General features: G+C 74.7%; 11 protein-coding genes. 7 read left to right on the forward strand and 4 right to left on the reverse strand.

The features are described 5' to 3' along the window. Positions 1-184: 184 nt before the first annotated feature. The 4 genes from ABZ340_RS31140 to sbnB are packed head-to-tail and all read right to left on the reverse strand — an operon-like array spanning position 185 to position 14,611. Entirely contained in the window at positions 185-1,021 is an 837-nt protein-coding gene (locus ABZ340_RS31140) for an ABC transporter permease (protein WP_358785208.1), read from the reverse strand. After that, the gene (locus ABZ340_RS31145; RefSeq protein WP_358785209.1) at positions 1,018-12,504 is read right to left on the reverse strand and encodes an amino acid adenylation domain-containing protein; all 11,487 of its coding nucleotides are present in this window, start codon (positions 12,502-12,504) and stop codon (positions 1,018-1,020) included. The genes ABZ340_RS31140 and ABZ340_RS31145 overlap by 4 nt, the downstream gene beginning before the upstream one ends. Then, entirely contained in the window at positions 12,501-13,508 is a 1,008-nt protein-coding gene (sbnA, locus tag ABZ340_RS31150) for a 2,3-diaminopropionate biosynthesis protein SbnA (RefSeq protein ID WP_358785210.1), read from the reverse strand. The genes ABZ340_RS31145 and sbnA overlap by 4 nt, the downstream gene beginning before the upstream one ends. A gap of 35 nt (positions 13,509-13,543) precedes the next feature. Further along, entirely contained in the window at positions 13,544-14,611 is a 1,068-nt protein-coding gene (gene sbnB / locus ABZ340_RS31155) for a 2,3-diaminopropionate biosynthesis protein SbnB (protein WP_358785211.1), read from the reverse strand. Positions 14,612-14,780: 169 nt separating this feature from the next. Here sbnB and ABZ340_RS31160 point away from each other — a divergent pair, with 169 nt between their 5' ends. The 7 genes from ABZ340_RS31160 to ABZ340_RS31190 all read left to right on the forward strand — a co-directional run bounded on the left by ABZ340_RS31160 (position 14,781) and on the right by ABZ340_RS31190 (position 22,884). Further along, on the forward strand, positions 14,781-15,710 hold the full coding sequence (locus ABZ340_RS31160) for a 3-oxoacyl-[acyl-carrier-protein] synthase III C-terminal domain-containing protein (RefSeq protein WP_358785212.1): 930 nt from the start codon (positions 14,781-14,783) through the stop codon (positions 15,708-15,710). Positions 15,711-15,723: 13 nt separating this feature from the next. Further along, positions 15,724-17,112, forward strand: coding sequence for an ATP-grasp domain-containing protein (locus tag ABZ340_RS31165; RefSeq protein ID WP_358785213.1), 1,389 nt, complete (start codon positions 15,724-15,726; stop codon positions 17,110-17,112). Next, complete coding sequence (locus tag ABZ340_RS31170) at positions 17,102-18,403, forward strand: type III PLP-dependent enzyme (RefSeq protein ID WP_358785214.1); 1,302 nt, start codon at positions 17,102-17,104, stop codon at positions 18,401-18,403. The genes ABZ340_RS31165 and ABZ340_RS31170 overlap by 11 nt, the downstream gene beginning before the upstream one ends. 65 nt (positions 18,404-18,468) lie before the next feature. After that, the gene (locus ABZ340_RS31175; RefSeq protein WP_358785215.1) at positions 18,469-18,753 is read left to right on the forward strand and encodes an acyl carrier protein; all 285 of its coding nucleotides are present in this window, start codon (positions 18,469-18,471) and stop codon (positions 18,751-18,753) included. A gap of 2 nt (positions 18,754-18,755) precedes the next feature. Continuing rightward, positions 18,756-19,640 (forward strand): hypothetical protein, encoded by an 885-nt coding sequence (locus tag ABZ340_RS31180; protein ID WP_358785216.1) that lies wholly within the window; start codon positions 18,756-18,758, stop codon positions 19,638-19,640. Beyond that, complete coding sequence (locus ABZ340_RS31185) at positions 19,637-20,371, forward strand: hypothetical protein (protein WP_358785217.1); 735 nt, start codon at positions 19,637-19,639, stop codon at positions 20,369-20,371. Before ABZ340_RS31180 ends, ABZ340_RS31185 begins: the two co-directional genes overlap by 4 nt. Positions 20,372-20,649: 278 nt before the next feature. After that, entirely contained in the window at positions 20,650-22,884 is a 2,235-nt protein-coding gene (locus ABZ340_RS31190; protein WP_358785218.1) for an MMPL family transporter, read from the forward strand. Positions 22,885-23,094: the final 210 nt, after the last annotated feature.

A 23,094-nucleotide genomic window follows, 5' to 3' on the forward strand; every position in this document is an offset into this window, starting at 1 on the left:
ATCGATGCTGTACCGGGGTGCTGACCCGCGGCTGACCGCAGCCTGATGGACCGCTCGAGTCCGGCCGGGGCGGAACGAGAGGGAACGGGGCGGAACGGGGCGGAGCCCGGCCGCCGGAGGGGGTGGCGGCCGGGCTCCTGGTCGGGGTGCCGGGCGAGGGCTGTGCGAGGACGTCGGCGGCGGGTCAGAAGCCCGCGGTGCGGTAGCGGCGCAGGGACAGGGAGCAGGCGAGCAGGAACACCGCGCCGGTGGTCAGCGCGACCACGGCCACGGGGTGCTCGGCGGCGAACCCGCCGCCGGTCGCCACGGGGTTGCCCCACAGCTCCCGGCAGGACTGCGCGAGGGCGCTGACCGGATTCCACTCGGCGATCGCGCGCAGCCCCGCGGGGAGGTTCCCGGGTGCCACGAAGGCGCTGGACAGGAACGGCAGGACGGTCACGACCAGGGGGGTGAGCGAACTGATGCTCTCCAGGCTGCGGGAGGCCATCCCGAGCAGCACGCCCACCCACAGCATGACGTAGGAGAACGCGGCGAGCAGGGCGAAGCCGGCGGCGATCTGGGCCGCCCCGGCGTGCGGGCGCCAGCCCAGCAGCAGGCCGAACAGGACGACCGGGACCAGTCCGGCGAGGCCGACCAGCCAGTCCGCGGCGGTGTGCCCGAAGAGGACCGCGCCCCGGGACACCGGCATGGAGCGGAACCGGTCGATGACGCCGCCGCGCATGTCCCCGGCGACGGCGATGGCGGTCGGCCCGATCCCGGCCAGCCCGGCCTGCACGGCCACGCCCGCGAACAGGTACTCCCGGTAGTCGCCGCCGCCCGGTACGGACAGCGAGCGTTCCAGCAGGAAGCCCAGGACCAGCATGGTCAGCAGGGGGTTGAGGGTGATGCCGAGGAAGCGGCCCGGCGCCGCGCGCAGATGGCGCAGGCGCCGCCCGGCCACCGCCGCGGTCTCCTGGAGCGCGGCGGCCAGGCCGGTGGAGCCGTTCCCGGCGGGCACGGTGACGGCCGTGGCGGTGGTCATGCCGTGCCTCCGGCGGGTGCGGAGCCGGTACCGGTCAGGTGGAGCCGCTGGAGCTCGGCGGCGACCGCGGCGCCGATCAGGGCGAGGGCGTCCGGGTGCATCATGTAGTCGTGTGCGCAGGGCACCCGGTGGACGTCGATGCCACCGGCGACGTGCGGCTGCCACAGGGCGCCGCGCGCGGCGATCTCCTCCTCGGTCAGGCCCGCCGAGGCGACGAACAGCTGCAGCCGGCCGTGGAAGGTGCGCGGCTGCCAGTCGCTCAGCGCCTTGCCGTTGGCGCGCATGGTCTCCAGCATCGCCAGGACGCGCTCCTCGCCGAGCGCCGCCATGGGGCTGTTGCCGCGCCGGAGGACGTCCACGACGTCGGCGGCGGTCAGCTCACGGCCGGCGAACTCGTTCTTGTCGTGGCCGACCAGTTCCACCACCCAGCCGAGAAGCGTCTGGTCGTCGCCGACCTCCTCCTGCGGAGTGCGGGGGTAGGAGTCGAGGTCCGCGACGAGACCCACCTCGTCGCCGCCCGCCTCCAGCTGCACGGCGACCTCGTGGACGAGGGAGCCGCCGAAGGACCAGCCCAGCAGGTGGTACGGCCCCTGCGGGCGCAGCTCCTTGATGATCTTCACGTAGGCGGCGGCCATCTCCTCCACGCCGGTGTGCAGCGGGGCCAGTTCGGTGATGCTGGGCGCCTGGATGCCGTAGATGGGGTAGTCGTCGCCGATGTGCCGGGCGAGCCCGACGTACGGCAGGGCGAAGCCGACGCCGCTGTGCAGGCAGATCAGGGGCGGCCGGGTGCCGGTGGGCTTGAGGGTCACCACGGTCGCGAACGGGTCGTTCCCGTCCCCTGAGCCGGCGCCGGTGAGCTGGGCGAACACCTCGTCGATGACCGAGCCCCGCGGCGGGTCCTGCCGTGCCGGGGCCTCCCGCCGGTCGACTTCGGCCGCGAGGGCGGCGACCGTCTGGTGGGTGAAGACGTCGGCGATGCTGATGTCCGCGCCGGCCTTGCGGGCCCGGCTGACGAACTGCATGGAACGGATGGAGTCCATGCCGTTCTCGAAGAAGTTGTCCTCCACCCCGAACGCGGGGCGGCGCAGCACCTCGGCGACGACGCGGGACAGCGCCTCCTCACGCCGGGTGCGGGGCGCGGTGACGGTGCCGTCCTGCGGCGCGTCCTGCGGCTCGGCGGCCGTCTGTGCGGCCGGCGCCTGCGGCCGCGTCCCGGCCGGCTCGGCGGGCACGAGGGTGCCGTCCTGGCGCCTGCGCATCCGCTCGCCGGTACGGAACATCCGGGCGCCGGGCGGGCCGGAGGGCGCGGCCACGAAGTGCGCGGCGGTCTGCCCGGGACGGCCGAGATAGCCGCGGGCCACCAGCGGACCGGCGAGGTACAGCTCGCCGATCCCGTCGGCCGGCACCGGCTCCAGCCGCTCGTCGAGGAGGTGGGCCCGCGTCGGTCCGGCAGGTCGGCCGCCGTCGAGGACACCGGCCGGGACGCGGTCGTCGGCGACGACGGTGGGCGCGCCCTCCACGAGGGCCAGGTGCCGTCCGCCCGGCGCGGGCCGCGCGTCGGACGGCGCATCCAGCCGGACCGGACGGCCGGCCACCAGGGGGGCGAACAGGCCGGTGACGAGCCCGGTGAAGTCCAGCGGCGCCGGCAGTACGGCGGGGGCGCCGGCGTCCGCGGGGAGGGCGGCGGCGCGCAGCACGTGGCCGGCGAGCGCGCGGTGCTCGACGACGGTGCCGAGGAGCCGCCCGTCGTCGTCCGTGGTGTAGACGACGGCGGCCTGGTGGGCGGGCAGGGGCGCGGCGGCGTCGGGCCGCGCCCCGGGCTCCTCGTCGCCGGCCGGGGTGCCGAGCAGCAGCCGGGGGGTGCCCGGCGGCAGCTTCCCGGCGGCCGCCGCCGTGGTGACGACGGCGACGGGGCGGGACTGCGCGGCGAGCGCTTCGATGCGGCCGGCCGGGAGCGCCGGGTCGAGGAGGGTGTACGCGGCGCCCGAGCCGAGGGCGGCGAGGAGCGCGACGACGAGTTCGGGTCCGCGGGGCAGCGCGAGCGCCACGATCCGCTCGGGGCCGGCGCCGAGGGCGCGCAGCCGGTGGGCCAGCCGGCCGGCCTGCTCGGCCAGGTCCCGGTAGCTGAGGGTGGTGCCGGCGCTCAGCAGGGCCGGGGCGTCGGGGGAACGCCGTACGGCGGCCTCGAAAAGCTCCGGCAGAGTGTCCGTCACCGTGTCGGTGTCCGTGGGGTTCCAGTCGGTCAGCACGCGCTGCCGTTCCTTTCCGTCGATGAGGTCGATGGCCGAGAGCCGTACGCCGGGGTCGTCGGCGACGGCCCGGAGCACGCGCAGCAGGCGGTCGGCCAGGCCCTCGGCCGTGGACCGCTCGAACAGGTCGGTGGCGTACTCCAGGACGCCGCGCAGCCGCCCGGTCCCGGTGTCGCCGGAGCGGTCCGTGCCGGGCTCGTCGAACTGGAGCCGCAGGTCGAACTTGGTCATGCGCTGCGGTACCGGTTCGGCGGTCAGTTCCAGGCCGGGCAGTTCGGGCAGCGGGCCCGAGTCCGTGTTCTGGAGCACCAGCATCACCTGGAAGAGCGGGTGCCGGGCCAGTGAGCGGGCCGGCCGCAGGGCGTCCACGATCTGCTCGAAGGGCACGTCCTGGTGCGCGTACGCGGCCAGGTTCGTTTCGCGCACGCGGTCGACGAGCTCCCGGAAGGTGGGGTCGCCCGAGGTGTCGGTGCGCAGCACGAGGGTGTTGACGAAGGTGCCGATCAGCTCGGTGAGGTCCTCGTCGGTCCGGCCCGCGACGGGGCTGCCGAGGGGGATGTCGGTGCCCGCGCCCAGCCGGGTGAGCAGGGTGGCGAAGGCGGCCTGGAGCACCATGAACAGGGTGGCGCCGTTCTCCCGGGCCAGGCCGGTGAGGGCTGCGTGCAGGGCCGGTTCCAGGTGGAACTCGACGCCGTCGCCGCTGTGGCTGGCGATTGGCGGGCGGGCGTAGTCGCGGGGCAGTGCCAGCTCCTCCGGCAGCCCGGCCAGCGTGCGGGTCCAGTGTTCGAGCTGGCCGGCCAGCGGCGAGCCGGGGTCGTCGGCGGAGCCGAGCAGGGCCCGGTGCCAGACGGCGTAGTCGGCGTACTGCACGGGCAGCGGCTGCCAGGCGGGCTCCCGCCCGGCGGTGCGCGCCCGGTAGGCGGTGGTCAGGTCGCGCAGCAGCGGCCCGATCGACCAGCCGTCGAACGCGATGTGGTGGAAGACCAGGAGCAGGACGTACGTCCCCTCCTCCCGCGGGTCGGTGAACAACCGGGCGCGCAGCGGCGTCTCGCGGGTGAGGTCGAAGCCGCGCTCGGCCTCGTCGGCGAGTGCGCCGGGCAGCTCCCGTGCCGTCGCCCGGCGCACCGTGAGGACGGGGTTGCCCGCCGGGGCGGTCAGGACGTGCTGGCGGGGCAGGTCGTCCGGGGCGGGGAAGACGGACCGGAGCACTTCGTGCCGGTCGGCCAGGTCGTCGAGCGCGGCCTGGAGGGCGCCGGCGTCCAGACCGCCGGTGAGGCGGAGCGCGAACGGCACGTTGTAGGTGCCGCGGCCGCCGTCGCCCTGCTCCAGGCGGTTGGCGAACCAGAGCCGCTGCTGGGCGTGGGAGAGCGGGGCCTCCTGCCCGGCGGGCCGGCGCGGTGCGAGCCGGGGCGTGCCCCGTGTGCCGGCCGCCGCTTCGGCGGCCCGCTCGGCGAGGCCGGCGACGGTCCGGGCCTCGAACAGCGCCCGGATCGGCAGGTCGATCCCGAGCAGGGCGCGGGCCCGGCCGGCCACCCGGGTGGCGAGCAGGGAGTGACCGCCCGCCGCGAAGAAGTCCTCGTCGACGCCGACGTGCTCGACACCCAGGATCTCCGCGAACAGACCGGCGATGATCTCCTCGGCGGGTGTGCGGGGTGCCCGCCCGCCCGCGGACCGCCCGGCGCTCTCCGGCACCGGCAGTGCCTTGCGGTCGACCTTGCCCTGCGCGGTGAGCGGCAGCGCGTCCAGCACGGCGAACGCGGACGGCACCATGTGCTGCGGGAGCGTCGCGGCGACGTGCTCGCGGACCGCGTCCACCAGGCCGGGCCGCGCGTCCCCGGCGACCAGGTGGGCCACCAGGCGCTTGTCCTGCGGGCCGGGTTCGTGGACGGTGACGACCGCCGCGGTGACGTCCGGGTGGGACGCCAGGGCCGCCTCGATCTCGCCGAGTTCGACGCGGTAGCCGCGGAGCTGGATCTGGTCGTCGCCGCGGCCGGCGTAGTCGAGCCGGCCGTCCGGCAGCCACCGCACCAGGTCGCCGGTGCGGTACATGCGGCTGCCGGGCGGGCCGTACGGGTCGGCGACGAAGCGGGCGGCGGTCAGGCCGGGCCGGCCCAGGTAGCCGCGGGCGAGGCCGCCCGCGACGTACAGCTCGCCGAGGACGCCGACGGGCGCCGGCCGCAGGTCGCGGTCGAGCACGTACACCCGGTGGGCGGCGGTCGGACGGCCGATGGGCGGGCGCTCGCCGCCGGTCAGCGGGCCGTCGACGGTGGAGGCGACGACGGCCTCGGTCGGCCCGTACCCGTTGAACATGCGCACCCGCGACGACCAGCGGGCCGCCACCTCGGGCGGGCATGCCTCGCCCGCCACCGCCAGGGTCAGCCCGGCCGGCAGCTCGGCCCCTTCGGGCAGGGCGCCCGCGACGACCGGGGGCAGTCCGGCGAGGGTCACCCCGCAGTCGTTGATGAGGTCCACCAGCGGCTGTCCGGGATCGCGGCACTCGTCGTCGGCGAGGACCAGGGCACCGCCGTTGAAGAGGGCGAGTCCCAGCTCCCACGCGGAGGCGTCGAAGCTGAACGACGCGAACTGCAGCACCCTGGTGTGCCGGCCGAGCCCGAACCGCTCGGTCAGCGCGGCCACCATGGCGGTGAACCCGGCGTGGTCCACCACGACGCCCTTGGGGCGGCCGGTGGAGCCGGACGTGTAGATGGTGTAGGCGGCGTTGTCCGGGCCGAGGACCGCGGTGCGGTCGGCGTCGGTGAGGTCGGCGGCGGGCAGCCGGCCGAGGGCCCCGGCCGTGCCCGCGCCGTCGAGGACGACGACGTCCGTGCCGGTGGCGGGCAGGTCCAGGACCAGCTCGGCCACCGTGACCAGGACCGCCGGCCGGGCGTCGGCCAGCATGTGGGCGATGCGGTCGGCGGGGTAGGCCGCGTCGATCGGCAGGTAGGCCGCGCCCGCCTTGAGCGTCGCCAGGGCGCCGACCACCATGTCCGGGGTGCGCGGCAGGGCGAGCGCCACCAGGTGCTCGGGGCCGACGCCGCGGGCCGCGAGCAGCCGGGCCAGCCGGTTGGCGCGGGCGTTGACCTCCGCGTAGGTGATCTCCTCGCCGTCGAAGAGCACGGCCGGTGCGTCCGGGGTGCGGGCCGCCCACTCCTCGAACAGGGCGGTGGCCGTGGTGCGCGGGGCGCGGGTGACGCGGCCGGCCCAGTCGCCGAGGAGGGTGTGCCGCTCGTCGTCGGTGAGCACGTCGAGGCGGCCGACCGGCTCGTCGGGGTGCTCCACGACGGTGCGCAGCAGCCGTACGAAGCGTTCGCCGATCTCCTCGGCCCGGCCGCGGCCCACCACGTCGGGGGCGTACTGGATCCGGAGGTCCAGCCCGTCACCGGGGTGGACGGAGAGCGCGAACGGGTATTCGGCGACGACCTTGGCGTGGCTGCCGCGGAAGGCGAGCCCGGGGACGAGGCCGTCGAGGGCGCCGACGTCGGCCATCGGGTAGTTGTTGTAGGTGACGACGGTGTCGAACAGCTCGCCGGCCCCGGCCAGGTGCTGCACCTCGGCGAGGCCCAGGTGCTGGTGCGCCGCCAGCGCGAACTGCTGCTCCTGCAGGGCGGTGAGGAGGTCGGGCAGGGTGCGCGCCGGGTCCAGGACGACCCGCACGGGCAGGGTGTTCAGGAAGGAGCCGACCATCGACTCCACCCCGGGCAGGTCGGCGGGGCGGCCGGAGTTGACGGCGCCGAACACCACGTCGCGGCGGCCGGTGAGGCGCCCGAGGAGCACCGCCCAGGCGCCCTGGACGACGGTGTTGAGGGTCAGTCCGTGCCCACGGGCCCAGGTGGTGAGGCGGGCGGTGAGTTCCGCGTCCGCCCCGGTGCGCAGTTCGCCGGGCACGGCGTGGCCGCGCGCGCGGGCCGGCGCGGCGGACTGGACGAGCCGGGTGGCGTCCTCGACCCCGTCGAGCACGGTCTTCCACGCCGCCCGCGCCTCGCCCTCGTCGCGTTCGGCCAGCCATGCCGCGTACGTGCGGTACGGGGCGGCCTCGGGCAGCGCGGCGGCGGCGGACGCGTCGTCCGCGCCCTCGGCGTAGCGCGCGTACAGGGTGAACAGCTCCTGCGCGAAGACCGCCATGGACCAGCCGTCGACCAGGGCGTGGTGCACGGACCACAGCAGCCGGTGGCCGGTCTTTCCGGTGCGCACGACCGTGAAGCGGACGAGCGGGGCGCTGCGGACGTCGAAGCGCCGGGTGAGTTCGGCGTCGGTGACGCGGTCCAGTTCCGCGGCGAGTCGGTCGGCGGGCAGACCGCTCAGGTCCATTTCCCGCCAGCCGACGGTGGCCTCCTCGGGCACGACCTGCACGCGGTCCCCGCCGCCGGGGCGGTCGGGGAAGCAGGCGCGCAGGTTGGGGTGGCGGCGCAGCAGCGCGTCGGCGGCCCGGCGCAGGGCGGCGGGGTCGAGCGGGCCCTCGGTGTCCACGCCGATCTGCAGGGTGTAGGGGTCGACGTCGTCGGTGTCGTACTCGGCGGAGAACAGCAGGCCCTGCTGGAGCGGGGAGGCGGGCAGGACGTCGGTGATCGGGCCGAGGGCGCGCTCGAACTCCTCGATCTCCTGCTGGCCGAGGGCGACCAGCGGGAAGTCGGACGGGGTGCGCCCGTGCGCGGCGCCGGTGTCCGCGTGGGCGGCGATGGCCTCCAGGGCGCGGAACCAGCCGCGGGCCAGCGCGTCGGCGTCGTCCTCGCCGAGCAGTTCGCCGGCGTAGGTCCACTCGGCGACGAGGACCGGGCCGAGGGGGCGTTCCTCGACGAGGCAGGAGAGTTCCACCACGTGCCGCAGCGGCGTGTCGGGGTGGGCGCCGAGGCCGACGACGGCGTCCGCTCCGTCGAGCGTCCAGTCGCCGCCTCCCTCCGCGTCCGGGGCACCGAAGCGGCCGAGGTAGTTGAAGCCGACCTGCGGCACGGGGAAGCGGGCGAGGACGCCCTGGGTCTGCGGGTTGAGGTGGCGCAGCAGTCCGAAGCCGAGGCCGTGGTCGGGCAGCTCCCGCAGCCGCTCCTTGACCCGCTTCAGGGTGGCGCCGACGTCCGGCAGGCCGGTGCCGGTGCCGGCGACGGGTTCCAGGCGGACGGGGAAGCTGCTGGTGAACCAGCCGACGGTGCGCGACAGGTCCTGTCCCTCGGCGAACTCCTCCCGGCCGTGCCCTTCGATCTCGACGACCAGCCCCGGGGCGTCGGCCCCGCGACGGCCGCGCCACTCGGCGAAGGCCAGGGCCAGGCCGGTGAGCAGGACGTCGTTGGCGTCGGCGTGCAGTGCGGCGGGGGCGCCGGTGAGCACCGCGGCGGTCGGGCCGGCGGGCAGCTCGGCGCGCAGCCGGCGTGCGGTGGCGTGCCGGTCGCGGGCCGGGTCGAGCGGCCGGCCGCCCAGCGCCGGGTCGGGTCCGGACAGCTGCGAGCGCCACAGCGGCAGTTCACCGACCCGGCGGGTGCTGCGGGCGTGTCCGGACAGTTCCCGGGACCAGCGGCGCAGCGAGGTCGGCACGGGGTCCAGGCCGGGTTCGCGTCCGGCGGCCAGGGCGTCGAAGGCCGCCTCGAGGTCGGGAAGGAGGATGCGCCAGGACACCCCGTCCACGGCGAGGTGGTGGACGACCAGGAGGAGCCGGCCGGGCAGTCCGGGCCCGCGGTCGAGGTGGACGGCGCGCAGGACGGTGCCGTCCTGGGGGGCGAGGAGGGCCCTGGCCTCGGCCGCCCGGGCGGCGCACTGCTCGGCGAGCGGCGTGCCGTCCGCGGTCGCGTGCGTGAGCAGGGCGTCGGCGCGCACCTCACCGGCCGGGCGGACCTCCAGGGTCCACAGGCCGGGTACGGGCACGGTCAGGCGCAGGCGCAGGGCGTCGTGCCGGTCGAGCACGGCCTGGAGGGCGGCGGTGAGCCGGCCGGTGGTGGCGCCGGCGGGCACCCGGACGGCGACGTACTGGCTGTACTCGCGGGCCGGGGCGGTGAGGCCGGTGGTGTCCTCGGCCGCGTCGCCGGCCGCGAGGTCCTCGCGCAGCTGGTGGGCGACGGGCAGCAGTTCCGTCTCGCCGGTGCCGTCGTCCTCGGGTGCGGCCGGGCGGGCGGCGTCCGGCGGGGGCACGGCCGCGGCGATGGCCGCCGCCGTACGGTGCTCGAAGACGTGGCGGGCGGTGAGGGTGAGTCCCGCGCGCCGGGCGCGGGCCACGACCTGGATGGCGCTGATGCTGTCGCCGCCGGCGGAGAAGAAGTTGTCGTCGGGGCCGACCGCGGGCACGCCCAGCACCTCGGCCATGGCGGCGACGAGGATCTCCTCGGCGTGACCGCGCGGGGTGGCGACCGCCGCCGGGGCCTGGAAGTCCGGTGCGGGCAGCGCCTTGCGGTCGACCTTGCCGTGCGGGGTGAGCGGCAGCGCCGGCAGGTGCAGGAACCGGGCGGGCACCATGTACGCGGGCAACCGCTGCGACAGGTCCTCGCGCAGCCTTGCCGGATCGGCGCCGGCGCCGCGGGCGACGACGTACGCCGTGAGGCTCTTGCGGCCGTGGGGATCGGTGTGGACGGCGACCGCGGTGTCCTGCACCGGGGGCAGGGCGCGCAGGGCGGCCTCGATCTCGCCGAGTTCGATGCGGTGGCCGCGCACCTTGACCTGGTGGTCGAGGCGTTCGAGGAACTCGAACCGGCCGTCGGGGTGCAGGACGACCCGGTCTCCGGTGCGGTACATACGGGTGCCGGGCGGGCCGAACGGGTCGGCGACGAAGACGGTGGCGGTGCGGACCGGGTCGCCGAGGTAGCCGCGGCCGACGCCCGCCCCGGCGACGTACAGCTCGCCGGGGGTGCCCTGGGGGACGGGGCGCAGTTCGTCGTCGAGGACGACGAGGCGGGTGTTGCGCACGGTACGGCCGATGGGGGCGCCGGCGCGGCCGGCGGGTACGTCGCCGGGGCCGAGGACGGCGTGGGTGACGTCGTCGGAGCACTCGGTGGGCCCATAGGCGTTGATCAGCGGGATGTGCGGGAACCGGGCGGCCCAGCGGGCGCACAGGTCGGCGGGGAGCGCCTCGCCGGTGACCATCAGGCGGCGCAGCGCGCCGAGCCGTGGCGTGGTGCCGGTCTCGTCCCACGCGTCGAGGGCGGCCCGCAGCAGGGACGGCACGACTTCGAGGACGGTGACGCCCTCCTCCTCGGCGAGCGCGAACAGCGGCTCGGGGTCGGCGGCGGTGGCCCGGCCGACGACGCGGACCCGGCCGCCGACCAGGAGCGGGGCGAGCATCTGCCAGACGGAGATGTCGAAGGAGACGGGCGCGTTCTGGACGAGGGTGTCGGCCTCGGTCAGGTCCAGGTCCTCGATCTTGGCGAGGAGGTGGTTGGCCATGCCGGCGCGGTGCACCATGGCGCCTTTGGGCCGGCCCGTGGAGCCCGAGGTGAAGATCGTGTAGGCGAGGTCGAGGTCGTGGCCCAGGGGCTCGGGAAGGGTGTCGCGGGCCTCCTCGGCGCCGTCCAGGACGACGATCCGCGCCCCGGTGCCGGCGCTGTGGGCCACGCGGGCGGCCAGCTCGCGGTGGGTGCCGTCGGTCACGAGGGTGGTGGCCGCGCAGTCGTGCAGCAGGTCCGCGAGCCGCGCCTCGGGGGCCTGGACGTCCAGCGGCACGTAGGAGCCGCCCGCGCCGAGCGCCGCGAGGACCGCGGTGACGAAACCGGCGCCGGGGGCGGCCAGGACGGCGGTGGCCCCGCTGTCCAGGCGGCGGCCGAGGGCGCCGGCCCGGCCGATGAGGGCCCGGTAGGTGAGCGGTCCCTCGTCGTCGAGCACCGCGACGCCGTCGGGGTACATGTCCGCGGTGCGGCGGACGCGGGCCACGACGCCTTCGAAGGGGGTGGTGTCGACGGGGCCGGCGCCGGCGGCGAGCAGGGCGCACAGCTCGTCGGCGCGCAGGGTGCCGATGCGTCCGAGCGGTGTGTCCGCGTCGGCGGTGACGAACGCCTCGGTGAACCGGCGCAGTTCGCGGGCGTGCTCGCCGATCTCGTCGGCCGTGTACAGACCGCGGTTGCCGCTCAGGTGGACGGTGCAGCCGCCGTCGGCGGAGTCCACGACGGTGAGTTCGAGGTCGTCGATGAGGCCGGTGGACAGGTTGTCGACCGTGACCTCACACGGGCCGAGCGCCATCGTGGTCTGCTGGGGCAGGATGTTGACGAGCGGGCCGAAGGGCCGCCGGTCGTCGCTGTGCAGCCCCATGGCGCGCCGGATGCGGCTGACCCGGTGCCGCTGGTGCTTCAGCACCCGGGTGAACTCGCGGGACGTCCGGGCCAGCAGGCCGTCGCGGGTGGTCCACGGGTCCACGCGCACGGCGAGCGGCAGGGTGTTGGCGACCATGCCCGGCACGGCACGCATGAGGGCGCCGACGCGCGTGGTGACGGGCACGGTGAGCAGGACGTCGCGCCGCCCGGTGCGGCGCTGGGCGTAGGCGGCGACGGCGGCCATGACGACGGTCGGCCAGGTCACGGAGGACCGCCGGGCCAGGCCGCGCAGGGCGCCCGTGATGTCCGGCGGCAGGGTGAAGCCGTCCCGTACGAAGCCGGGCAGCGGTTCGCGGGTCCCGTCCGAGAGGGTCAGCGGTTCGGGTGCGACGGGGAAGCGGGCGTCCCAGTAGGCGGCGTCGCGCGCGGCCGGCGCGGAGCCGTCGTAGGCCCGCTCGGCCTCCACCAGGGCACTCAGCGGGGGCAGCGCGCCGGGCGCGGGGTCCTCGCCGGCGAGCAGCGCCTGGTAGATCTCCGCCAGGCGCCGCCAGAAGACGACCTGGCTGTAGCCGTCGCACAGGAAGTGGTGGATGCACATGTAGAACAGCGCGCGCTCGTCGCCGACGTGGATCAGGGCGAGCCGGAACAGGGGGAAGTCGCCGAGCGTGAACGGCTCGTCGAGGTCGCGCGCCATCCACGCGCGTGCGGCGGCGACGGGGTCGTCCTCGGCGCCGAGGTCCAGCTCCTCGTACGGCAGCCGCCGCAGCGGTTCGATCCGCTGCGCGGGCCGCCCGTCGCCGACGAACCGGGAGCGCATGCAGTGTGCCTCGTCGGCGAGCCGGGCGGCGGCCCTGCGGAACAGGGCGGCGTCCAGCGGGCCGCGGATGTCGAGGTAGCCGGCCGTGTTGTACGCGAGACCCGCGCCGGAGAGCTGCTCGTCGAACCAGATGTCCGCCTGCCCGGCGGTCAGCGGCAGCTCCTGCGGGACCTCGGTGCGGACGGGAGTGTCGGTCATGGGGTTCCCCTGCTCGGTAGGCTCGGGACGCCGGTGTCCCGTGCTGTGTGGTCCAGGACGCCGGCGCCGTAGATCTCCTCGACCCACTGGTCGTTGTAGATCGTGTCCAGGTAGCGGTCCCCGAGGTCGGGGGCGATGGCCACGGCGGTCATGCCGTCGGTACGGCCGTGGCGTTCCAGCCAGCTGACGGCTCCGCTGACGACGGTCCCCGTGGAGCCGCCGAACAGGAAGCCCCGGTCGGCGAGGGCGCGGCAGGTCCGCAGCGTGTCCGGCTCGGCGACGTGCACGACGTCGTCGACGTAGGACTCGTCGAGGATCTGCGGGCGGACGCCGGTGCCCAGGCCCGGGATGGAGCGCGGGCCCGGAGGCGTGCCGAAGGTGACCGAGCCGACCGAGTCGACCGCCACGATCCGCACGGACGGCTTGGTGTGGCGCAGGTAGCGGGCCGTGCCCATGAGGGTGCCGGTCGTGCCGGCGCCCACGAAGACCACGTCGAGTTCGGGGAAGCTCTTGAGCACCTCGGGTCCGGTGGTCTGGAAGTGGGCGAGCCAGTTGCCGGGGTTGAGGTACTGGTTGAGCCAGACGTGGCCGGGACGCTCGGCGACCAGGCGCTTGACGTGCCGGATGCGGGCGCCGAGCAGCCCGTCCTCGGGGTGCGGTTCGGTGATGACGTGTACCTCGGTGCCCAGGGCTTCCATCAGGCGGCGGGCTCCGAGGGTGCAGCGGCTGTCCGTCACGCAGGTGAAGCGGTAGCCCTTGCTGCCGGCGAGCAGGCTGATGGCGACGCCCATGTTGCCCGACGAGCTCTCCACGAGCCCGTCACCGGGGCGCAGTTCGCCGCTGCGCTCGGCCCTGGCGATCATCTCGGCCGCTGCCTTGAGTTTGATCGATCCGGCGAAGTTGAATCCCTCGCACTTGAGGTGGAGCGGACGACCGGAGATCCACTGGAGGTCGACGTAGAGATCGTCGACGTTGAAGTCCTCGGGGGCGGATATGACTGGCACAGGACGACTCCCACCCGCGGCCACCAGGCCGCAGCTCAGCTCTTCCCATAGCGGTCGAGTTCGTCGAAGAACCCGGCCGTGACCGCGAGTTCGCCGCTGCGGGCGACCTCGTCGTAGACGAACCTGCCGACGGCGAGGTCCAGCACGCCGAGCCCGAACGGCGAGAACACCAGCGGCCGGCCGCCCTCGGGGCGCACCGCGCCGGTCAGGACGTCGCACAGGGTCCCGTCGAGGAAGTCGCGGTTGCCGGTGCGCTCTTCGGCCAGGTGCACGGACGTGCCGGCCTTCAGGCAGTGTTCGACGTCGTCCACCACGTTGACGGCGTCGAGGACGACCTCGGGGGCGAGGTCGCGCAGTGAGACGTTGAGGACCAGCGGGGCGTGCGCGAACCAGGCGGGGTCGCTCAGGTACGGGGTGCCGGCGACGGTCGCGAGGACGACCAGGTCGCAGGAGCGGACCAGGCTCTCGGCGCTGTCGTGCACCACGACGGGCGTGCCGCCGTGCGGGCCGCGCCCGAGGTAGCCGCGGAACGCCTCGGCGTGCTCTGTCTTCAGGTCGTGCACGCCGATCTCGTCGAACTCCCAGCCGGTGGCGGCGAGATAGGTGTGGATGAAGCGCCCGATCAGCCCGGCGCCGATGAACCCGACACGGCGTGGCCGCGCACCGCCGCGGGCCCGGCTCAGCGCGTCCGCGGCCAGTGCCGCCGAGGCGGCGGTGCGGGAGGCGCTGATGACGGAGGACTCCAGGCAGGCGTACGGGTAGCCGGTGACGGGGTCGTTGAGGATCAGCACCGCGGAGGCGCGGGGCAGGCCGGAGGCGACGTTCGCCGGGAAGCTGGAGATCCACTTGATGCCGTCGACGGCTCCGTCGCCGCCCAGCGAGGCGGGCAGCGCGATGATCCGCGCGTCCGGACGGTCGGGGAAGCGCAGGAAGTACGAGTCCGGGTTGACCGTCCCGCCGGCCCCGTGCAGCCGGTAGGCCGCTTCGACCAGGCCGACGACCTGCTTCTCCCTTCCGGTGAGGACGGCGTTGACCTGAGCTCCTGGAACTACGGCGAACGTCGGCCGGGCCACCGGCCCCGCCCCCGAGTGCGTCACCGGCATCTTGCTCCACGCTCCCTGACACGGCGATACGGACACCGCACATGCTGGGCAGCGGCACTGACCGCCCGCTGACACCCAGCTGACCCGTGCCGAGGGGCCCGCGCCGGCGGGCACGGCCGGTCAGTCCGGTGTCAGCGGTGCGTCAGCCCGGCTCCCTAGCGTGCGGCGCATGACCTCATTGGTGGCGGTGTCGAGTCATCTGCCGGAGACCGTGCCGGTGGATGCGCTGAAGGAATCCCTGGGCCTCGGCGACCAGCAGGTGCGCCGGTTCACCCGGCTCTACGGGCTGGAGCGGATCTGCAAGGCGCCCGAGCGGCCCGAGAGCGAGCTGCTGCTCGCCGCGGCCGGGAAGCTGGAGGGGCTGGCCGGCCAGGAGGACCGGGTCCGCTACGTGATCCGGGCGAAGGGCCTGCGCACCACCGCCCCGTACCCCGTCAATCCGCTGCGGGAGGTGCGGGACGCGCTGGGGCTGCGCCACGCGCGGACGTTCGCGGTGGCCGACCACGGCTGCGCCACGGGCCTGCTCGCCCTCGACGTGGCCGGCACGCTCCTGGAGGCGGACGGCGACCCCGACGCGCTGGCGCTGATCCTCGCCGGCGACAAGACGCTCACGCCCTTCTCGCAGTGGGTCGCCGACGTGTCGATCATGAGCGAGGCGACGGCGGCCGTACTGGTCGGCCCGGGCGGAGGGCGGGACCGGCTGGCCGGTTACGCGGCCCGCATCCACGGTCGCGAGGACGGCCTCATCGATCTGGCGGGCGACCTGGCCAAGGAGGCCGTGCGCCTCTACCAGGACGCCCTGGAGGAGGTCGTCACGGCGGCGCTGGACGAAGCCGGCATCGGTGTCGGTGACCTGGCGCTCGTCCTGCCGCACAACGTCAACCGGGTCTCCTGGACGGTGGCCGCCAAGAACCTGGGCATCCCGGCGGGTGCCATGTACCTGGACAACATCGCGGCCGCCGCCCACTGCTTCTGCGCCGACCCCTTCATCAACTACCGCTCCGTGCGCGACCTCGGCCTGCTCAAGCCGGGTGACCACTACCTGATGACCTCGGCGGGGCTGGGCCAGTCCTTCGCCGCGGCCGTATTCCAGCACTAGCGAGGACGACGACATGGACGAACAGGTGGCCGGCTTCGGACGCCGGCTCAAGCGCGCCGTGACCGGCGCCGACGACACGCCCCTGGTGTTCCTCGGCAACTTCGAGGTCGAGGAGGTGTGGGCCCGCGGCGAGCACACGCTGCCGCGGTTCTCCGCCGACTCGGGCAGCGCGGTGGTCAACCGCATGGACGAGTTCGCGCTGCTGCTCGCGGGCGAGGACGACCACGTGGTCCTCAAGACCGCGCCCGACCCGGCCTACCTGGCCCACCTGGAGCGGCTCGGGCTCGGCCTGCCGACCGTCCACGTCGTGGCCGGCCAGGACGCGCAGCGCAAGGTCACCGAGGACGTCCTCGCCGACCCCGCGCTGCTGGACACGCTGCGCGGGCTCGCCGCCGACGGCGCCCGGCTCGCGCCGCACGGGGTCTCGGTGCTGGAGGAGGAGCTGTCCGCCCGTACCGGCATGGCGCTCGCCGCCCCCGGGGCCGGGCTGTGCAAGGCGGTCAACAGCAAGATCTACAGCCGCCGGGTCGCCGGCGAACTGGGCGTGCGCCAGCCGGTCGGCTGGACCTGCGAGAGCGTCGAGGAGCTGGCCGAGGCCCTGGACCGGGCCCGCGAGTTGCTGGCTCAGGGCCGCCGCACGGTCGTCAAGGAGGCGTTCGGGGTCTCCGGCAAGGGCATCGTGGTGCTGGAGAACGAACGCTGGATGGACCGGGTGCTGCGCATGGTGCGCCAGCGCGTGGAACGCTCGGGACAGCCGCGGATCGCCTTCCTGGTCGAGGAGTGGGTTCCCCACCAGGGCGACCTGAACTACCAGTTCACGGTGGGCCGGGACGGCTCCGTGCACGTCGACTTCGTCAAGCGGGCGGTCACCGAGGGCGGTGTCCACAAGGGCCACCGCTTCCCGGCCCGGCTCTCCCCCGCCCAGGACGCGGTGCTGCGCGAGACCGCGCAGCTGCTGGGCAAGCGGCTGGCCGCCGACGGCTACGCGGGCGTGGTCGGCGTGGACGCCCTGCTGGACGGGGACGACGCGGTGTGGCCGGTGATCGAGATCAACGCCCGCAACAACATGTCCACATACCAGGTGCGCCTGCAGGAGCGCTTCGTGGGGCCCGGCAGGCTCGCCCTGGCCCGGCACTACCCGGTGCGGCTGACCCGGCCGCTGGGCTTCGGCGCCCTGCGGGACCTGCTCGGCGACCTGCTGCTGACCGAGTCCGGCGGCTCGGGGCTGCTGGTCAACAACTACGCGACCGTCAACGCGGGCGGCCAGGCCGTGGCCCCCGGCGACTCCTTCGACGGGCGTCTCTACGGAATCGCGGTGGCCTCGTCGGCGGACGAGCTGACCGCACTCGACGAGGGCGTCACCGCCCGGCTGCTGGCAGGAGGAGTGGGCCATGCCCGTTGAACACACCGTGCAGGGCATCGGGATCACCGAACTGGCCGAACGGTTCGGCACACCGCTGTACGTCTACGACGGCGACGGACTGCGTGAGCGGATCACCACCGTCCGGGAGCGGCTGCACCCGCGTCTGGAGGTGTTCTTCTCCCTCAAGTCCAACCCGAACGTCGCCGTGTGCGCGCTGCTGCACGCGCACGGCGCGCGCGCCGAGATCTCGTCGCTCACGGAGCTGGCCACGGCGCGCCGCGCCGGGGTGGCCCCGCACGACATCGTCTTCCTCGGCCCGGGCAAGAGCCGTGCCGAGCTGGCCGCCTGTCTGGACGAGGACGTCGCCTTCGTCATCTGCGAGTCCTTCGGCGAACTGGAGCTCGTCGACCGGCTGGCGCGCGAGCGCGCGGTGACGGCCCGGGTGGCGCTGCGGGTCAACCCGGAGTTCGCGGTGAAGGGCTCGGGGCTGACCATGGGCGGCAAGCCCCGGCAGTTCGGCATCGACGAGGCCCAGCTGCGCGATCCCGCGGCGCGGCGGGTGCTGGCCGGCCTGACCCATGTGCGGGTCTGCGGCGTGCAGGTCTACATGGGCACGCGCATCCTGAGCGAGGAAGCCGTCGCCGAGAACACCCGGCGCATCCTGGACCTGGCGGAGAGCCTGTCGGCGCACCTCGGTTTCCCCCTGGACCTGGTGGACGTCGGCGGCGGCCTGGGCGTGGCGTACTTCGAGAACGAGAAGGACCTGGACTTCGGCCTCCTCGCGGAGCTGGTCAACCCCGCGCTGGACGCGTTCGTGCGCCGTCACCCCACGACGCGGATGGTGATGGAGCTCGGCCGTTACCTGACGGCGCCCTTCGGCACGTACACCACCCGCGTGCGCTATGTGAAGCAGTCGATGGGCGAGAACTTCGCGGTGGCGGACGGGGGCACCAACCACCACATGGCGGCCGTGGGCATCGGCTCCTTCGTCAAGCGCAACTTCCCGATGCGGGTGCTCAACCGGCTGGACGAGCCGGCGACCGGCGAGTGGAACGTCACCGGCCCGCTGTGCACCCCGAACGACACGCTGGGCAAGAAGGTGCCGCTGCCCGCGGTCCGGCCCGGCGACCTGATCGGCGTGGACTGCTCCGGCGCGTACGGGCCGAGCGCGTCGCCCGTGCTCTTCCTCAGCCACGGCCACCCGGCCGAGGTGCTCGTCCTGGACGGGCAGGCGCACCTGGTGCGCGAGCGGGACCGGCCCGACGACCTGCTGCGCAACCAGCGGCTGCCCGGGCCGGAGCTGCTCGCCCGGACCGGCGCGACCGGGTGACCGGGGCCCGCCCCGGGACCGGCGTACGTCTTCCCCTCTCCTCTTCCGAAAGGACCGCTGTCGCCATGTCTGACACCGTCTCCCTCGCGCAGGACACCGACGCCCGCACGCGGGTCGTGGGGGCCATATCCGCGTCGCTGGCCGAGGTCCTCGGCCACGACCTGCCGGAACTGACCGAGGACTCCCGCCTGTTCGACCAGGTCGGCCTGGACTCCAGCGGCGTGTTCGAGCTGCTGATGGGCCTGGAGGACGCGCTCGGCATCGAGCTGGACACCGACCACCTGGAGATGAGCCACTTCGAGTCGGCGCGCACGCTGGCCGACTTCCTGCTCTCCGAGATGGGCGGCTGAGCGTGTACCGCACCTCGGGGGCGCCCGCGGCGCACGGGTCCGGCCCCGTGCCCGCGCTGCGCCTGCAACGGGTCGTGCACCAGGTCTTCCCGGCCGGTGCGAGCCGGATCGACGACGACTTCTCCGCCCGGCACTTCGCGGACATCGCCGGCGAGTACGGCCGTCCCTACCGGCCGGAGCTCGCGCCCTCGGGCGCGGGCAACACCTTCGCGGCCATGGCACGGACGCTGGTGGAGTCGCTGGGCCGGGACGCGGCGGAGGTGGACGTGGCGGTCGTCGCGCACGCCACCCCGGACCTGGACTGCCGGTACGCCGCCACCACGTACCTGTCGGAGGCGTGGCCGCACGGACCGCTCGCCTTCGGCGTGTCGGAGCAGGGCGGCGTCACGCCGTTCACGGCTCTGCGGGTGGCGGCCGGGTACGTGCGGCGCCACGCGCTGCGGCAGGCGCTGGTGCTGGTGCTGGACCAGGCGACGCTGCCGTACGACACGCGGGGTGCCGTGCTTAGCGGCGACGCGGGAGTCGCGCTGCTGCTGTCGGCGGACGGCGCGCCGGGGCCGCGGCCGCGGGTGCGGCAGCTCTCCGGTGTGGCGCCCGGCGAGGTCCGGTCCCTGCTGGCGCGGGAGCTGGCCCCCTTCGGGGAGGACGTCACGGTGGTGGCGGGCGCGGGCATCGTGCCGGAGCGCGATCTGCCCGCGGGGCCGGCACGGGTGCGCCGGGCCGCCGAGGGTTTCCCCTGCTCGGCGCTGTGGGCGCACCTGCCGGCCGACGGCACGCCGGAACAGCCCCTGGTGCTGGCCGAGTACGACCCGGCCGGCGGCGACCTGGGCCTGTGCGCGGTGGTGCCTCAGGGCGTGCCGGCCGCGCCCGTGGGGGCGGCACGGTGAGCGGGGCGGCCGGCGCCGCGGGCGGGACGTTCTGGGAGCGGTGTCACCGGCTCGCCCGCGACGAGGGTCTCGCGCCCGCGCTGGAGGCGCTGTCCGGGGAGGTGCTGCCGGGACTGCTGCCGTGCGGACCGCACGGGCACGCGGTGGTGACGCCGCGGACGTTGCTGAAGGCCGAACGGGCCTGGTGCGCGGGGCGGCCGGCCGAGCTGCAGCCGGGCGGTCCCGAGGAGCTGTGGTCGGTGGAGCTGCCGGGCGGCGCCGTGGTGATGGTCCGCCAGGACGTGGCCGGAGCCGCGGGGTACGGGCCGCCCGACCGGCGGGCCGGCTGGTCGCTCGGACTGGTCTGGCTGCGCCTGGGGCTGTCGGAGTCGCTGCGCGAGGGCGTGGTGGCGCATCTGCGGGGCCGTACGGCCGGTGACGTGCCGCTGCTGCAACAGCAGATGGTGAAGGCGGCGGTGGCGGACGTGCTGGTCGAGCACCTGGAGGTCCGTGCGGTGCTGACCGGGGCCGCGGAGGGACGGCTGCCGCCGCCGGTGCTGGAGGACCTGCAGCGGCGGCTGACGGACGCCGACCGGGCCCAGGTCCAGTTGCTGGGCGCCGGCGGGTATCTGGCGGACGGTCCCGGTCAAGTCGCCTACGTCTCCGAACTGTTGGCCGAGGCGTACGCGATGGCGCCGAAGCCGGAGGAGCCGGCCGTACGGGCCGGGGCGAGCGGATGGAGATGCTGGTAGGCACCGGTTCGGGCACGAGGGCCGGGGTGCGTGGACGCACCCCGGCCCTTCTCTTCGCCCGCTCGCCGGAGCGCATACTTCCGGACAGCTTCGGCCGGTTCGCTTCCTACAGTTGACGGCCCGACACAACACCTGTCAGATTTGACTTACACGTTAAAGCGCGGCCTGTCATGGTCGCCGGTGCAGGTGATCTGAGGCTCCGAGGAGCCGGCCCCGCGAAGAGGCGTCGAACCGGAAGCACCCACCCGAACCCCGAACCCGGAAATGGGGAGTCTGCGATGGAACAGCGGTTAACGGTCCGGACGGCCATGTGGAGCGCCCGCCACCCATGGCGCGCGCTGGCCTGCTGGCTGATGCTCGTCATCGCCTGTCTGGCCCTGGGCGCCCAGGCCGGCACCCGGTCCGCCGACAGCGTCGACTACCGGGTCGGCGAGGCCGGCCGCGCCGAGGAGATCGCGGAACGGGGCGGCATCCTCGACCCGTTGGAGGAGAAGGTCCTGATCACCGCCCGGGAGGGCGAGAAGCTGGACCGCGCCGCGGCCGGCGCCGCGGCACGCGACGCGGTGCAGCGGATGACCGGCGCCCCCTCCGTCGCGAAGGTCGGCGACCCGGTGTGGGCACCCGACGGGCAGGCCGTCCTGGTCCCGCTGGAGACCAAGGGCGAGGAAGCCGTCATCTCCGACGACATCCCCGCGCTGCTGGAGCGGACCGCCGCCGTCCAGGAGGCGCATCCCGGCGTGGTGGTGGCCCAGACCGGCCACTTCTCGATGGGCCAGGGCGTCTCCGCATCCATGGGTGAGGACCTCGCGACCGCCGAACGCATCACCCTGCCGCTCACCCTGCTGATCCTCATGGTGGTCTTCGGCGCCATCGTCGCCGCCGGTGTCCCGGTGCTGCTCGCGCTGTCCGCGGTCGCCGCCTCGATGGGCCTGTCCCAGCTCTTCTCGCACGTCTTCCCGAGCGTGGGCGCCAACAACAGCCTGATCCTGCTGATGGGCATGGCCGTCGGTGTCGACTACTCGCTGCTGTTCACCAAGCGGGTGCGCGAGGAACGGGCCCGGTCCGGGGGCCGCCTGGACCAGGAGGCCGCCGTGCGGATCGCCGCCGCCACGGCCGGGCGCACCGTCGTCGTCTCCGGCCTCGCGGTGATGGTGTCCCTCGCCGCCCTGTTCGTCGTCGGCGACGTGGTCTTCTCCTCCCTGGCGATCAGCTCGATCAGCGTCGTCGCCCTCGTCGTCGGCGCCTCCCTGACCGTGCTGCCCGCCCTGCTGGTCAAGCTGGGCCGTGCCCTGGACCGCCCCCGGCTCCCGCTGCTCGGCCGGCTCGCCGACCGCTCCCACGGCGACGGCTCCCCCGGCCGCACCTGGCAGCGCCTGCTCGGCCCGGTGCTGCGCCGGCCGGTCGCGGCGCTCGTGGCCGGTCTCGCCCTGATCGGGGTCCTCGCCGTGCCGGCCATGGGCATCGAGCTGTCCTCCACCGAGGTCAGCACCCTGCCCAAGGTGACCGCGGTGCAGGCCCGCGACCGGATGGTCGAGCACTTCCCCTCCGAGCGGTCCGCGTACCTGGTGGCCGTCCGCACCGACGACGCCCACCGGGACCGGCTGCCGCAGGCCATGCGGGACCTGGTGCGGTCCGCCGAGCGGCAGCCGCTGCTGCGCGTCCCCGACGGCCACGGCCTCGACGCCGCCCGGATCACCCTGTCCCCGGACGGGCTGACGGGCACCGTCCTGCTGCACGCCCCGCACCGGATCGACTCCGGCGAGGCCCAGGACGCGCTGCGGGTGCTGCGCGGCGAACTGGTGCCGGACACGGTCGGGAAGCTGCCCGGCACAAAGGCCGCGGTCTCCGGTGACGTGGCCCGCAACGCCGACGTCCTGGACCACCAGATGTCCGCGCTGCCCTGGGTGGTCGGAGCCGTGCTCCTGCTCAGCCTGATCGTCATGGTGGCGGCCTTCCGCTCCGTCCCTGTCGCCGTCGTCTCCACGGTCCTGAACGTGGCGTCCGCCGGCGGCGCGCTCGGACTGCTCGTCCTGGTCTTCCAGTCCGACTGGGTGCAGCGCCAGCTCGACTACGACACCGACGGGTTCATCGTCTCCCGCGTCCCGCTGTTCCTCTTCGTGATCCTCTTCGGCCTCTCCACCGACTACAACGTGTTCATGATCAGCCGGGTCAAGGAGGCGGTGGAGCGGGGCCGTTCGACGACCGAGGCGCTGCTGGAGGGCATCGGCCGGTCCGCGAGCGTGGTCACCGGCGGCGCGGTGGTGATGGTCTCGGTCTTCGTCAGCTTCATGTTCACCAACCTCCTGGAGATGAAGCAGCTCGGGTTCGGCCTGTGCGTCGCGGTGATCCTGGACGTCGTGATCGTCCGCGTCCTGATCCTGCCGGCCGCGCTGAAGCTGCTCGCCCCCGTCCTGTGGTGGCCCTCGCGCCCCCGCACGCGGCCGGTCCCCGGGCAGGACCCGGCCGTCGGCGCCGGGCCGAAGCGGACCCCGGCGGCCCACCCCGTGCGCTGATCCGGCCGCCGCGGCCGTGAGCCGCCGCTCTCTCCCCCGGGGGCCGGAACGCTTCGGTCCCCCGTCCGGAACCTCCCTGAGGGGCCCCGGGTCCGTGTCCCCCCGTCCGGCCCCGGGACCGAACCCCCGGCCCGGCGCTCACCAAACCGCCGGGCCGGGGTAACGGAGTCCCGGGCCGGGACCCCCAGGCAGCGGCGGCCGGTGCACACC

Source organism: Streptomyces sp. NPDC006134 (assembly GCF_040628835.1).
Taxonomy (GTDB): Bacteria; Actinomycetota; Actinomycetes; order Streptomycetales; family Streptomycetaceae; genus Streptomyces.

Excerpts from the sequence above, each read along its gene's own strand:
- sbnB (WP_358785211.1), bottom strand. The coding sequence starts at position 14,611 with ATGCCGGTGACGCACTCGGGGGCGGGGCCGGTGGCCCGGCCGACGTTC.
- ABZ340_RS31165 (WP_358785213.1), top strand. The coding sequence starts at position 15,724 with ATGGACGAACAGGTGGCCGGCTTCGGACGCCGGCTCAAGCGCGCCGTG.
- ABZ340_RS31175 (WP_358785215.1), top strand. The coding sequence starts at position 18,469 with ATGTCTGACACCGTCTCCCTCGCGCAGGACACCGACGCCCGCACGCGG.
- ABZ340_RS31170 (WP_358785214.1), top strand. The coding sequence starts at position 17,102 with ATGCCCGTTGAACACACCGTGCAGGGCATCGGGATCACCGAACTGGCC.
- ABZ340_RS31140 (WP_358785208.1), bottom strand. The coding sequence starts at position 1,021 with ATGACCACCGCCACGGCCGTCACCGTGCCCGCCGGGAACGGCTCCACC.
- ABZ340_RS31145 (WP_358785209.1), bottom strand. The coding sequence starts at position 12,504 with ATGACCGACACTCCCGTCCGCACCGAGGTCCCGCAGGAGCTGCCGCTG.
- ABZ340_RS31190 (WP_358785218.1), top strand. The coding sequence starts at position 20,650 with ATGGAACAGCGGTTAACGGTCCGGACGGCCATGTGGAGCGCCCGCCAC.
- ABZ340_RS31160 (WP_358785212.1), top strand. The coding sequence starts at position 14,781 with ATGACCTCATTGGTGGCGGTGTCGAGTCATCTGCCGGAGACCGTGCCG.